Raw genomic sequence first — 11631 nt, forward strand, 5'->3', positions numbered from 1 at the left:
CATGAGCGAGTTTTTGACTTTCAGTGAACTCCTCGCCCTCTCCCTGCCCGGCTTGCCGATTTCTCTCAGCGGGTTCGCGAAGCGCGCAAAGGCCGAGGGCTGGCGTTCCAATCCCGCCCTCTACCGCAAGGCCGAAGGCCGCGAGGGTGGCGGCGGCTTTGAATACCATATCTCGCTCCTGCCGAAGATCGCACAGATCCGCTTCGCCATGGTTATGGCCGGAACCGATGACCGTGCAGCCAAGGCGATCAAGGCGCGCAAAGATGCCCTATGGGCACGGTTCAACAAGCTTTCAAAGGACCATAAAGCCATCTGTGAGAAGCGATTGAACGTGCTTCGGCGCGTCGAGCAGCTTGTCTGCGATCGGTCGATCCGGCGCGACGCTGCTGTCGCCATTGCCACGTTTGACGCTGATGTCCAAAAGTCGGCCTATTACGAATGGCGGAAGATGACCGAGGGCCTTGATCCCGAGGACCATCTGGCGGCGCTTGCTCCCGACTTTGCCGGAAACGACGGCACTGCTGCCGATTTGGCGGAATGCCATCCCAAGGCATGGGAAGTCCTCGCGTCGGATTATCTGCGTCCCGAAAAGCCGGCATTCTCCGCCTGCTATCGCCGCATGGCAAAGGCCGCGAAGCGCAATGGATGGGAGCCAGTTCCTTCGGAGCGCACGCTCCGTCGTCGAATGGAAGCCGACGTTGGCAAGGCAGCGGCACTGTTGAAACGGCAGGGCAAGGACAAGGCGAGAACGCTGGTCCCGGCCCAGCGCCGCAGCCGCGCTCATTTCCATGCCATGCAGGCCGTCAACATGGACGGTCACAAGATCGACGTGTTCGTCGATGTGCCCTGGAACAAGAAGCCGGTGCGTTTCTATCTCATTGGTATTCAGGATCTCTATTCCGGCTTGATCCTCTCGCACCGCCTGGCCGAGGCCGAAACGTGGGAAGCCGTACGCCTGGTCATCGGCGGCATGGTCGAGCGCTACGGCATTCCCGAAACCATGTACATCGACAATGGCAAGGCTTTTGCCTCGAAATGGATTAGCGGCGATGCCGTGCAGCGCTTCCGGTTCAAGGTGAAGCCGGAAGATCCTCGCGGATTGCTCACCACGCTTGGCATCAACGTCCACTTCACCCGCCCCTACGCTGGTCAGTCGAAGCCGATCGAGCGCGCATGGCGCGATCTTGCCGAGGCAATCTCAAAGCATCCCTTCTGCAGCGGCGCATACACCGGCAACAAGCCGGACGCGAAGCCGGAAAACTACATGACGCGCGCGATCCCTTACGAGGACTTCCGTCGCCATGTCACTGAGCAGATCGAAGACCATAACGAGCAGCTAGGCCGTCGCGCTGAAAACTGCCGTGGCCGAAGCTTCATCCAGACCTTCGAGGCGAGCATGCACGCGCCGTCCACGATCGTCCGCCAGCCGACAGCCGCCCAGGCATCTCTTTGGCTCCTCGCGTCCGAGGCAATCAAGACCAAAAAGGGCAGCGGCGAAATCCACTACCAGGGCAACCGCTATTGGAATGTCGCCCTCAACCAGTATGCAGGCGACAAGGTTGTGATCCGCTTCGATCCCGACGCTCTGCATCAACCGGTCAAGGTCTACGATCTGAAAAGCCGTCTCATCTGCGAGGCGAAGTGCATCGAGAATACCGGCTTCGACAATGTCGACGACGCCCGGATGCAGGCTCGCCTCGTGAAGAACCATATCAAGGCGATCCGGCAGGTCGCCGACGCCCATGCCACACTCACGGCGCAGCAGCTCGGCGAAATCTACTCCCGAGGCGACAAGGCGAAAGCCGAACCGGAGAAGGTCCGGCCCACGGTCACGCGCATGGTCACCAGTGGCAACCTCGCCCTGGCACCCGCGCAAGCGCCTGCCGACGCCATCAGCGAGCAGCATTTTGAAACCCTTTTCTCCCGCGCCCTGGGCATCGTCCAGAGCAACGGGGTCATTGAATTTCCTTCGGGAAATACGCCGGTGAGTACTGCGTCCGGCGTCCATGTAGAGCCGAAAAGTAGTGAGTACGGTTCCGGAAAAAAGAAGGGCGGGGAAAACCCGCCCGATAAATAGCCCCTAAGGGCACTGCACGGAGCCATTTTAAATGAACATGCATAACAGCACAAGCCAGCTCAAAACGTGGGATCGCCCGTCGCGCACTCCCGAGGCTGGTGGGAACAAGTCTCGGGCCGATGTCGATTTGTGGCTTAACCTGATCGATCGCATCATTGCGGTGGGAAAGACCTATGGATGGACGAAGGCCGAGGTCGCAAGGCGTATCGACATGCCAGATGGCACCTTCAGCCAGTATTATTCTGGCAAGTATGAAGGTCGTCTGGACAGCTTGAATGAGAAGGTCGCGCAATGGCTCGACGCTCTTCAGGAAACCGCTGGAATCGCCGCCGCTATCCCGCAGTCACCATCCTACATGCCCCTGCGCGGTTCGATTGAGATCATCGAAACCCTGACTTGGGCGCAGGTTGCTCCTGACTTCGTCATGATCACTCTCGGCGCAGGCATGGGCAAGACGGCGACATGCCGGCAGTTTGCCCGCACGCGCCCTCTCGTCTTCCACACCACGGTCACGGAAAGCACGAAAACCGTCCATGGTATGCTCGTCGAATTGGCCGAGCAGTTGGAGGTGCGGGAACATAATCCGGCACGCTTAGCCCGCGCTATCGGCATGAGATTGCGCCGATCGGGTGGCGGAACGCTTCTTATTGTCGACGAGGGCCAGCACCTCGACGATGCAGCGCTCAATCAGTTGCGCTACTTCGTCGACGTCTACGAGTGCGGCGTTGCCATCGTCGGCAACTCGGAAGTCTACAGCCGCTTCACCAAGCATCGGAGCGACCGTTCCTATGCTCAGCTCAAAAGCCGAATTGGCAAGCGCCTGCACCGCACGCAGCCATATGATGAGGATCTGGCAACCTGCATTGCCGCCTGGAACGTCAGTGACCCGGCTTGCATCAAGTTCCTGACCGGCGTCGGCATGAAGGGTGGCGCGTTTCGCCAGATCGACAAGACCATGCGCATGGCCATCATGGCGGCGATCGGCGAAGGCTCAAGCGTCGTAGAGCTGCGGCATATCCAGTCCGCCTGGAAGATGCGCGACGTGGAGGACATGGCATGATGTCACTCGCCACGGAGCTGTTCGCCATCGCCGACGACCTTCGGGTAAAGTCAACGACTGGCGCTAGCCTCGACCCCGACCAGATCGCCGAGCTTGGCGACTTCCTGACGGCACTCGCCCGCCTCGCGCACAACCAGGAGCAAGAGCTTTCCGTCTTTAGGCTGACGGAAGCTGGCGACATAGGCCGCGCAGTTATCAACGACCTTGCCACGCAAGCGCTGGGCAATCTGATGATCGAGGATAGCAAGATCATCCGCCCGGAATTCGGGAGGAAGAGAACGTGATCCGAGCCTCTCAGAAGCTGGCAGCACTGCGCGACGCAATGCTCAACCATGCCCTCATCGGCGGATCGATATCGGCGTTCATCACCGCCGATATCTGCGAATTGCTCGATCAAGTGGCTGCTGAATGCGAGGAGATGGAAAAGCGTTTGACCGGCGATCTGTCGGTCAATGTCGGGGCAGAGGGAGGAAACATTATTTCCTTCATCGCCCGTGCCCTCGCCCGGCGCAATCACCAGCCAGGAGGTTCTCAATGAGGCACTCCGGTTTGTTGACCCTAAACATCGCCGTCGATGGCCAGCATGACGAGGCCGAGCAATTCTATCTCGTCAAAGCGCCTAAGCCGAGGTCAAGTCCAACCCCCGCTAACGCGAGGCCATCGCTCACCCAGGCGATCGCCGACGTTATCAAAGCATATGACCGCCTCGAAAAGGCGCATCACTCCAGAGACGAGCGCGCTGCCCGCATCGCGCTCGAAAAGGCCGCACGAAAGCTTCGGCTTGCAGCGAACACTACGCCCCAAACTCACAAAATCAGAGGCTGAAACCATGGACGCAGTTATTCTCGAAGAAAAGCAGGCGGCGGGCATCACCGTCGTAAACGGCAAGGAATATGTGACCAACGCTGAAGGTGGTCTCACGCCGCTTGCCCTGGTGAAAACCGAAGACTTCCTCGAAGATCAGATGGTCCGCAAGATTATCGGCTTTGCTAAAACTCTCTCTGCCGAACTCGGCCGATTTAAGAAGCACACCCGCGCCGACATTGCCGAATACGATCGTCTGCTCGAAGCCCAGTACGGCCTCGTCAAACGCGGTCGCGCTGGAGCCGGAAATCAGAAGTACCGGTCAATCGACGGGCTGATGACGGTCGAGACCCGCGTCAACAAGCTGATCGAGTTCGGGCCTCAGTTGCAGGTTGCCAAGGGCCTTATCGACGAATGCCTCAACGAGTGGACCGAAGACGGTCGCGCGGAGATCCGCGGCCTTGTCACCCGCGCCTTCAATGTCGACCAGGCCGGCAAGATCAGCAAAGACGCCGTGTTCGAGCTGTTCAAGATCGAAAGCGAGGATAAGCGCTGGATAAGCGCGATGGAGGCCATTAACGCCGCCGTGCGGGTGATCGGCTCGAAAGAGTACCTGCATTTCAGCTTCCGCGAGACCCACGAGTCCGAATGGGTTCGCATCTCTCTCAATATCGCTGATGCGTGAGGTGCACTAATGGTTACTCGACGGAAAATCAGCTTGGAGCTGCGCCAGCCAGTCTTTAAGCGCCACTTCGAGAGCGGCAGCCTGTTCATTGGTCTCATCGAGATCGGCGGCAACGTTATCGTTGTAGTACGTGGGCGCGCGATCGGTCAAGTCGTACAATCGATCCTGGCGGCTGGTGCCTTGCTTGAAAACCTGGTCGACGCGTCCCAACACTTCGCGAAAAAGCTCCAGCTTTTCCTCAACTTCGCGGCTCAGAAGTTCCAACTCGATGTCGCGCGTCCGCTGCAGCATCTCGTGAAGTTCGTTAGCTTTCTGAAGCGCTCCAAAGTACCGCATTTTGTCACCAACACTCCAACCATATTTTTGATACTCGTCCCCCTGGGCGCTCGCATAAATATCACCACCCAGCTTGAGCTTAATCGGATCGATCTCCTTTTTCAGCGCGAGCAATACTGGACTCACGCGATCGACAAACCGCTTCGCGGCAATCATCTCGCGACGCCGGTCGAGATACATCTGACGACGATGTCGGAGATCCTGTTGGCGATCGTCCTCCCGCATTTGGCTAACAGTCGCCCTGGCAGCAAAAACCGTCGCTCCCGCCCCGGCAAGTGCAAGAACGCCGACAATCAGGGTTTGAAAATCAGAGATGGTATTGCGCCAGGGATCACCGCCTGTGCCGTCGCCGTGACGAGGCTCTCCAAACACCACCGGCAGCGCCAGCATCAATATGACCACAGCAATCAAGAGCCAGCTGAGGCGGCGAATATGGCGTTCTTGCATGCTCAGGCTTCTCCTGCTGGCCATGGATACAGAAACAATCATGCTTCGAGTGCAACTGCAATGAGGCTAGATCCCTTGATTCCCAAGGCAGACGGCATTTTGTTTGACGACACGCTCGGTTTCACTCCAGATCAAATCCAGCTCCTCAAAGCCCGTCGCATGCTCTTCACCACCAGGTTCCGCGATGAAGAAGGCGACCGCTGGTTTCGCGGCGTCATCATCGCCGCTGCTATCGATGCCGCCAGGGCCGTCGCCTTCGGGCGTGGCCTCGACGAAGTAGTGTTGGGGGAACTGCTATGAGCTCCACAATCGCCGCCATCCATGTCGGCTTCAGACGGCTTGGCATTTCCGACGACGCCGATCGACGCGCACTCTATGAACGCGTCACTGGCAAGGCTCGCCTCACATTGATGGAGCCAGACGAAAAAGAAGCCGTAGTGACCGAACTTCGCCGCCTCGGTTTTCAGACTGCCGCCCGTCGCCAGGACGGTCGGCTGAAGCTTACGGGGAAATATGCCAAGAAGCTCCAGGCGCTCTGGATCGCCGCCTGGAACCTCGGTGTCGCCCGCGAGCGCGACGACAAGGCCATGCTGGCTTTCGTGAAACGCCAGACCGGTATCCACCATACCCGTTTCCTAGTCTATCCGGACGATGCCGCCAAGGCGATCGAAGGGCTGAAAGCGTGGCTCGCCAGAGAGGCCGGCGTCGGCTTTGGCAATCTCAACGGGTACGATTGGCTGGCCAGCGACGGCGCGAAAATCGCCTGGGCACAGTGGAAGATCCTTCATCCAGGCGCGAGCCTAATCGCCCGCAAAGGTTTCGACGAGGAAGCCGCACGGCTTGCCAGCGTTAGCTTGGTCTGGTTGCCGGACCTGAAGCCTTCCCATTGGCAGATGGTCATGAACGGCCTTGGCGAGCGCGTCCGTGCCATAAAGGCAGGCGAATAATGGTCGACCACCGGTTCAAAGCCGTGACGAAGCAGATCCTGATCTTCGATCGGCAGCCGGAGGCGCACCGTGGCTGAAATCCGCGTTCCCGCCCACCTTCAGCGCTACGTCACGCCGCTCGGTATCGAGACGGCCATCACCTTCCTTATGGCCTTTGGCGGTTCGTACATCTACGTCTCGGAACACCCGCAGGACCGCTCCGACGTTGTCAACGTCATTGGCCGGGAAGCAACCATTGCCCTAGCGAAGCATATCGGCGCTGGCGGCTTCATGTGCCCGACAGGAAAGCCCTTTATCGCCGCCCATTTAAAGTATAATAAGGGCCTCAACGCGAACGAGATCGCGCGGCAGCTACACACGACGCATGTGACCGTGCGCAAGTGGCTCAAGTCGGCAGAATGCTCCCAGCTCGATCTTTTTGGCACCTGACCCGAAAACCCTTTCGGCTGTTTTGAACTGGCCGTAACGCGCAAATTCCCCCTCAGCAAAGCCGGTCTTGCCCGGCTTTTTTCTTTAGCGCTGGGGGCGTGCATGACTTTCGAAGAATGGCTTATTTCGCGTTTAAAGACCCGTGGCGCTTATTCGGCTCCGGCCGGCACTTCTGCGGCACGAGCGATCAGCATTGGTCTTTCGATCTTCCAGCAACGGAACGGCTTGAACGTCACCGGCACCGCAACAGATGAAACACTCAACCTTCTCCGCCAGGATCCTCCATCAAGCTCGACGACGTTTCAGCCGGTACCGGCAGTGCCGGCGCAGCCAGTGTGGATGCGGGAAGCCTATCGCTTCATGGGCTTGAAGGAAGTTGTTGGCGCAGGCTCCAACCCGACAATCATTGCGTGGGCGCAGAAGCTCGGTGGCTGGATCGCCGGTTACTTCAAGGATGACGATGTTCCGTGGTGCGGCCTGTTTCAGGCTCATTGCATTGGAGCAACGCTTCCGACCGAGCAGCTTCCCTCCAATCCGCTCGGTGCGCTCAACTGGTCGAGCTTCGGCAAGCAGCTCAAAGCCCCTGCGCTGGGCGCGATCTTGACCTTTCAGCGAACTGGCGGCGGTCACGTCGGTCAGTATGTGGGCGAAGACAAAGCAGCCTATCACGTCCTTGGTGGCAACCAGAGCAACAGCGTCTCGATCACGCGCGTCGACAAGGGACGGCTTGATGATGTTCGTTGGCCGGTCACCGGAGGAACGCCAGCTGGCGGCCGGGTCTATCTGACGCCGGACGGGGCGCTCTCAAAAGACGAAGCCTAGGGCCTACCCATGAAGTGGCCGGCGATCATCATCCTTCTTCTTGTGCAGTTGATGCTGACCATCTTCGCTTGGTTTCTGGGAGGCTCACAGCTCGCCCAGACAGTTGGCCCAATTCTAACTCTGCCGATCGGCATCCTGGTGTGTGGGATATGGATGGAATGGTGACCAAGCCCGCCTATCGCACTTCGAAGAAAGCGCTCTGGTCGTCGTCGGCCCTAGCGTGGCTCGTCATCCTGTCGCTCACCGCAGGCGCATGCCTCGGATCTGAGCAGGCCGTCGCCTTCGGCACGATCGCCGTTCCATCCATGGTGGCCATCATCGTCGGCCTGCTCGGCGTCCATCGCGGCTTCGGCTCCTACGATATGCGCCTGGCAATGCGGGAGCCGAGACATGATCCGCCCGAGGAGAGACCATGAACCGCTATCTCATCATCGGCCTGGCTGGCCTTGCGACGCTCGCCGTCATCGCCGGCTTTGCCTTCCTCACCATCAGTAAGCTCGACAGCATGATCGACAATGCCGCCGCCACCAAAGCCCAGGAGCGCGATGCCTACTGGACCGGCCAGATCGAGAAATCCAACGCCCAGGCGAACGCCAAGATCGCCGAGTCCCTGAAGGAAACCATGGCAGCGCAAGACGCGGCTCGCGATCAGATCGCGGCCGCCGAGCAGCGAGCCCCACAACTGGAGAAGGAAAATGCTGCTCTTCCGGATGATGGCACTGGCGGCCTTAGCCGCGAGCGCGTCCGCTTGCTCAACCAACGATAAGCCGCCCGTCGTGAAGACGGTCTTTGTCGAGCGGGAAGTCCCGCCTGTTGCGAAGGTTCCATGCGCGCCTCCCGTCGCGTTGCCCGATCGGAAGCTCAGCGAGCCCGAGGCCACGTCCTATTGGGGCACCGATAGAACGAGCCTTCGCACCTGCGAGGCCCGCCGTGCGGCCGCAGCTGGAGGCCAGAATGTACAGTGATTTCGATCGCGAAGTGGGCGAAGCCCGCGTTGAACAAGAGCGCCAATCCCGCGTCACCGAGGTACGCGCGAAGCTTGTCCGTGCGGGCACGCTGGAATGCGTTGATTGCGGTTGCACGATCTCACTCGCACGGCGCGAAGCCTATGAAGCAGCCACGCGATGCGCCGAATGTCAGACAGATTTTGAGCGGGAAGTTTACTGCCGATGATGCCGCAGGAAATCTTACTTTACCTCAATCTGGCGCTTTCATCCCTGGCGCTCATCGGCCACGCAAAGGGCTATTTTTCGTCGGGCGAAAAGAAGCTCGAAGGACGCGTTGACAAGGTGGAAAAGGGCCAGGTCGATCACGATCGGCGCATCCAGTCCTTGGAAGGCGAAATCAAGCACATGCCCGACAAAGACAGTTTCCAAAAGATGCAACTCGATCTCGCCGAGTTGAAAGGTCAAATCAACTCGATGGTCAAGTCCTCCGAGGCAACCGAGCGCGCGACCCGTCGCGTCGAAGATTTTCTGCTCAAGCGTGGGGGCGAATGATGAGCGATTTTGACGAGTACCTTACTCAGGATGCGCGCTTGACGATCCTGAAGGCGCTGGCCCAAGAGGCCAATGCCACCATGAACGAAACCATTTTGACCAAGGTGCTAGAGACCTTCGGCCATACGCGTTCGCGTGATTGGGTTCGCACTCAGATATCTAAGCTTGCCGAGTTGGGCGCGGTGCGAACGGTCCATGCCGGTACAGTTGTCATTGCCACCTTGACGCAGGCTGGCCTAGATCACGTCGAACGCCGTTCCATTATTGCCGGGGTCGCTCGCCCGTCGTTGGGGAACTGATACATGGCAAACGGACGCGGCCGGCTGACTACGATCGAGATGCTGCCGGAGGCTTGCGCTCCGGTTGTCGCGTGGGCGGCCGAGCAGCTGCAGGACCGCGATCGCACTCAAACCGAAATCTACGAAGAGTTCGTCTCCAAACTGCAGGCGCTCGATCGCGAGTATCGTGGCGAGCTGGAGATCAAGATCCCGAGCTTCAGCGCCTTCAATCGCTATTCGATCAAGCTCGCTACAATGACGCGGCGGCTCGACGAGACACGCGAGATCGCAACGGCGATCGCTGGCAAGTTCGATGCCCAGGCAAGCGACGACCTGACCCTGATTGCGGCCGAAGCCATCAAGACGCTGATCTTTGAATTGCTGACCAGCGCGGGCGAAAGCGGCATTGATCCGAAGGGTGCCATGTCGCTGGCCAATGCGCTGCGCGCTGCCGCCCAGGCGCAAACGGTATCGACCGCACGCAGGCAGAAAGTCGAAGCCGACTTTGCCGATAAGGCAGCGAAGGCGGTCAACAGCGTTACCAAGTCCAGAGGTCTCAGCGCCGAAACCGCGCAGGATATCCTGTCGCAGATCCTCGGGGTGGAAAAGCAATGAGCGGACCGCTTTCGAAAGAGGAGTGGGCAAAACTTCGTCGCCTTTCCACCGACGAGATGCAGAACGTCGTCGAGAAGGTCGGCTTGCCCAAGGCGCTGCTGGCCTATCAGGCCCGCGTTGTCACGTTGATGGAATCGACGGCGGTCCAGGTCCTGTTTGTCGAAAAGTCGCGTCGTATCGGTCTCACCTTTGGTTTTGCTGCTTACGCGGCAATAAAGGCGGCTCGCCAAAAGTCCGCTGGCGGCATGGACGTCATGTACATCTCCTACGCCCAGGACATGACGCGAGAATTCATCGACGCCTGCGCGATGTGGGCGCGCGCCTATTCGCTCGCCGCCTTCGAAGCTGAAGAATTCCTGTTCGAGGACAAGTCGAAAGAAGGCGACAAGTCGATCCAGGCGTTCCGGATCCGCTTCGCATCCGGTTTCGAGATCATCGCGCTTTCGTCTGCACCGCGCACGCTGCGCGGTAAGCAGGGTGTCGTCATGATCGACGAAGCGGCGTTCGTCGATAATCTGGGTGAGCTGCTGAAGGCGGCGCTGGCGTTCCTGATGTGGGGCGGCAAGGTTATTGTCTGCTCGACCCACAACGGTTTCGAAAACGTCTTTAACCAGCAGATCCAGGAGGTTCATGCTGGCAAGCTGCCCTACGCCCACCTGAAGATCGACCTTGATAGCGCTCTTCAGGATGGGCTTTATGAGCGCATCTGCCTCGTCACCGGCAAGGAGTGGTCGCCCGAGGCGGAAGCTGACTGGCGCGAGAAAATCATCAAGTTCTATGCGGCCGGCGCTGACGAGGAGCTGTTCTGTATTCCATCGCAATCAGGTGGCGCCTACCTCTCCCGTGCCCTGATTGAATCGGTGATGGATCCAGAGATCCCCGTCATCCGTTGGACGCCGCCAAAAGGTTTCGTCGACTGGTCGGAAGATCTCCGCAAGGCCGAGGCGAAGGCCTTTTGCGAAGAGAAGCTGAAACCCCTTCTCGACAAGGTCGAACGCTCCTGGCGCTCTAGCCTTGGTCAGGACTTCGCCCGATCGCAGGACTTGTCAGTCATCCATCCGATGCTGGTGAGCGGAAATCTGCAGCGGCACACTCCATTCCTCCTGGAGCTGCGAGACGTCCCTTTTACGACGCAACAGCAGATCCTGTTTTACATCATCGACAGCCTGCCACGGTTTTTTCATGCCGCCCTCGATGCCGGCGGCAACGGTGCCTTCCTGGCAGAGGTAACGCGCCAGAAGCTCGGCCCGTCTCTCGTCTCGGAAATCAAGCTCAGCCAGGACTGGTACATGCTGAACATGCCGAAGCTGAAGGACGGCTTCGACAATGGCTATTTCAATCTGCCGCGTGATGATGACACGTTGGGTGACTATCGCCTGCTGCAGATGACACGTGGGGTCGTCAAGGTTCCGGACAACGCTCACACCATCGGCGCGGACGGCCACAAGCGACATGGCGACAGCGCCATTGCCGGCGCGCTCGCCTATTTCGCGTCCAACCAGGACAGCGGCCCGATCGGCGGCGGCACTGGCAACGAAAACAACGAAATCAGCGGGCAACTGCCAGAGGATGCGCAGGCGCTACCAGGTGGCGCGCTCATGGCGATGCTAACCGGCTTTTTGAGGATGTAGC

The 11631-nt window shown here is 59.2% G+C and carries 17 protein-coding genes; 16 read left to right on the top strand and 1 reads right to left on the bottom strand.

Annotated features, from left to right (window positions below; all coding sequences use genetic code 11):
• The first annotated feature begins 1 nt into the window (after position 1).
• From GA0061101_RS07500 to GA0061101_RS07525, 5 genes are read left to right on the top strand one after another with little or no spacing between them, the layout of a single operon-like run.
• Positions 2–2077, top strand: a complete 2076-nt coding sequence (locus GA0061101_RS07500; protein WP_092573376.1) for a transposase domain-containing protein — start codon at positions 2–4, stop codon at positions 2075–2077.
• A 31-nt stretch (positions 2078–2108) separates the two neighbouring features.
• A complete protein-coding gene (locus tag GA0061101_RS07505) occupies positions 2109–3137 on the top strand; it encodes an AAA family ATPase (protein ID WP_092573377.1) in 1029 nt (342 codons plus the stop codon).
• Entirely contained in the window at positions 3134–3421 is a 288-nt protein-coding gene (locus GA0061101_RS07510) for a hypothetical protein (protein ID WP_092573378.1), read from the top strand. The genes GA0061101_RS07505 and GA0061101_RS07510 overlap by 4 nt, the downstream gene beginning before the upstream one ends.
• A complete protein-coding gene (locus tag GA0061101_RS07515; RefSeq protein ID WP_092573379.1) occupies positions 3418–3675 on the top strand; it encodes a hypothetical protein in 258 nt (85 codons plus the stop codon). The genes GA0061101_RS07510 and GA0061101_RS07515 overlap by 4 nt, the downstream gene beginning before the upstream one ends.
• Before the next feature lie 36 nt (positions 3676–3711).
• On the top strand, positions 3712–4626 hold the full coding sequence (locus tag GA0061101_RS07525) for a DUF3164 family protein (RefSeq protein ID WP_245297453.1): 915 nt from the start codon (positions 3712–3714) through the stop codon (positions 4624–4626).
• Between the two features lie 6 nt (positions 4627–4632).
• On the opposite strand, the gene GA0061101_RS07530 is transcribed toward GA0061101_RS07525, so the two are convergent.
• Positions 4633–5409, bottom strand: coding sequence for a TrbC/VirB2 family protein (locus GA0061101_RS07530; protein ID WP_092573382.1), 777 nt, complete (start codon positions 5407–5409; stop codon positions 4633–4635).
• Here GA0061101_RS07530 and GA0061101_RS07535 point away from each other — a divergent pair.
• The 11 genes from GA0061101_RS07535 (at position 5395) to GA0061101_RS07590 (ending at position 11630) form a co-directional block, all read left to right on the top strand.
• Positions 5395–5709: a hypothetical protein gene (locus tag GA0061101_RS07535; RefSeq protein ID WP_141694050.1), complete on the top strand. Its 315-nt coding sequence runs from the start codon at positions 5395–5397 to the stop codon at positions 5707–5709. The two genes, GA0061101_RS07530 and GA0061101_RS07535, sit on opposite strands and share 15 nt — an antisense overlap.
• Positions 5706–6356, top strand: a complete 651-nt coding sequence (locus GA0061101_RS07540) for a regulatory protein GemA (protein WP_092573384.1) — start codon at positions 5706–5708, stop codon at positions 6354–6356. Before GA0061101_RS07535 ends, GA0061101_RS07540 begins: the two co-directional genes overlap by 4 nt.
• A 69-nt stretch (positions 6357–6425) precedes the next feature.
• The gene (locus tag GA0061101_RS07545; protein ID WP_092573385.1) at positions 6426–6785 is read left to right on the top strand and encodes a hypothetical protein; all 360 of its coding nucleotides are present in this window, start codon (positions 6426–6428) and stop codon (positions 6783–6785) included.
• Between the two features lie 102 nt (positions 6786–6887).
• Positions 6888–7607 (top strand): TIGR02594 family protein, encoded by a 720-nt coding sequence (locus GA0061101_RS07550; RefSeq protein WP_092573386.1) that lies wholly within the window; start codon positions 6888–6890, stop codon positions 7605–7607.
• A 158-nt stretch (positions 7608–7765) separates the two neighbouring features.
• Positions 7766–8023: an NAD(P)+ transhydrogenase beta chain gene (locus GA0061101_RS07555; RefSeq protein WP_245297454.1), complete on the top strand. Its 258-nt coding sequence runs from the start codon at positions 7766–7768 to the stop codon at positions 8021–8023.
• The gene (locus GA0061101_RS07560) at positions 8020–8373 is read left to right on the top strand and encodes a hypothetical protein (protein ID WP_092573387.1); all 354 of its coding nucleotides are present in this window, start codon (positions 8020–8022) and stop codon (positions 8371–8373) included. Before GA0061101_RS07555 ends, GA0061101_RS07560 begins: the two co-directional genes overlap by 4 nt.
• Positions 8374–8561: 188 nt before the next feature.
• Positions 8562–8780 carry a TraR/DksA C4-type zinc finger protein gene (locus GA0061101_RS07570; protein ID WP_092573389.1) on the top strand — a complete coding sequence of 73 codons (219 nt, stop codon included), beginning with the start codon at positions 8562–8564 and terminating at the stop codon, positions 8778–8780.
• Complete coding sequence (locus GA0061101_RS07575) at positions 8777–9106, top strand: DUF2730 family protein (RefSeq protein WP_092573390.1); 330 nt, start codon at positions 8777–8779, stop codon at positions 9104–9106. The genes GA0061101_RS07570 and GA0061101_RS07575 overlap by 4 nt, the downstream gene beginning before the upstream one ends.
• A complete protein-coding gene (locus tag GA0061101_RS07580) occupies positions 9106–9405 on the top strand; it encodes a VpaChn25_0724 family phage protein (protein WP_092573536.1) in 300 nt (99 codons plus the stop codon). The genes GA0061101_RS07575 and GA0061101_RS07580 overlap by 1 nt, the downstream gene beginning before the upstream one ends.
• A 3-nt stretch (positions 9406–9408) precedes the next feature.
• Positions 9409–9999 (top strand): DUF3486 family protein, encoded by a 591-nt coding sequence (locus GA0061101_RS07585; RefSeq protein WP_092573391.1) that lies wholly within the window; start codon positions 9409–9411, stop codon positions 9997–9999.
• Positions 9996–11630: a hypothetical protein gene (locus GA0061101_RS07590; RefSeq protein WP_092573392.1), complete on the top strand. Its 1635-nt coding sequence runs from the start codon at positions 9996–9998 to the stop codon at positions 11628–11630. The genes GA0061101_RS07585 and GA0061101_RS07590 overlap by 4 nt, the downstream gene beginning before the upstream one ends.
• Position 11631 lies beyond the last annotated feature (1 nt).

This window comes from Martinezella lusitana (assembly GCF_900094565.1).
Taxonomy (GTDB): Bacteria; Pseudomonadota; Alphaproteobacteria; order Rhizobiales; family Rhizobiaceae; genus Rhizobium; species Rhizobium lusitanum.

Excerpts from the sequence above, each read along its gene's own strand:
- GA0061101_RS07500 (WP_092573376.1), top strand. The coding sequence starts at position 2 with ATGAGCGAGTTTTTGACTTTCAGTGAACTCCTCGCCCTCTCCCTGCCC.
- GA0061101_RS07505 (WP_092573377.1), top strand. The coding sequence starts at position 2,109 with ATGAACATGCATAACAGCACAAGCCAGCTCAAAACGTGGGATCGCCCG.
- GA0061101_RS07510 (WP_092573378.1), top strand. The coding sequence starts at position 3,134 with ATGATGTCACTCGCCACGGAGCTGTTCGCCATCGCCGACGACCTTCGG.
- GA0061101_RS07525 (WP_245297453.1), top strand. The coding sequence starts at position 3,712 with ATGGCCAGCATGACGAGGCCGAGCAATTCTATCTCGTCAAAGCGCCTA.
- GA0061101_RS07535 (WP_141694050.1), top strand. The coding sequence starts at position 5,395 with ATGGCGTTCTTGCATGCTCAGGCTTCTCCTGCTGGCCATGGATACAGA.
- GA0061101_RS07530 (WP_092573382.1), bottom strand. The coding sequence starts at position 5,409 with ATGCAAGAACGCCATATTCGCCGCCTCAGCTGGCTCTTGATTGCTGTG.
- GA0061101_RS07540 (WP_092573384.1), top strand. The coding sequence starts at position 5,706 with ATGAGCTCCACAATCGCCGCCATCCATGTCGGCTTCAGACGGCTTGGC.
- GA0061101_RS07550 (WP_092573386.1), top strand. The coding sequence starts at position 6,888 with ATGACTTTCGAAGAATGGCTTATTTCGCGTTTAAAGACCCGTGGCGCT.
- GA0061101_RS07555 (WP_245297454.1), top strand. The coding sequence starts at position 7,766 with ATGGTGACCAAGCCCGCCTATCGCACTTCGAAGAAAGCGCTCTGGTCG.
- GA0061101_RS07560 (WP_092573387.1), top strand. The coding sequence starts at position 8,020 with ATGAACCGCTATCTCATCATCGGCCTGGCTGGCCTTGCGACGCTCGCC.
- GA0061101_RS07570 (WP_092573389.1), top strand. The coding sequence starts at position 8,562 with ATGTACAGTGATTTCGATCGCGAAGTGGGCGAAGCCCGCGTTGAACAA.
- GA0061101_RS07575 (WP_092573390.1), top strand. The coding sequence starts at position 8,777 with ATGATGCCGCAGGAAATCTTACTTTACCTCAATCTGGCGCTTTCATCC.
- GA0061101_RS07580 (WP_092573536.1), top strand. The coding sequence starts at position 9,106 with ATGAGCGATTTTGACGAGTACCTTACTCAGGATGCGCGCTTGACGATC.
- GA0061101_RS07585 (WP_092573391.1), top strand. The coding sequence starts at position 9,409 with ATGGCAAACGGACGCGGCCGGCTGACTACGATCGAGATGCTGCCGGAG.
- GA0061101_RS07590 (WP_092573392.1), top strand. The coding sequence starts at position 9,996 with ATGAGCGGACCGCTTTCGAAAGAGGAGTGGGCAAAACTTCGTCGCCTT.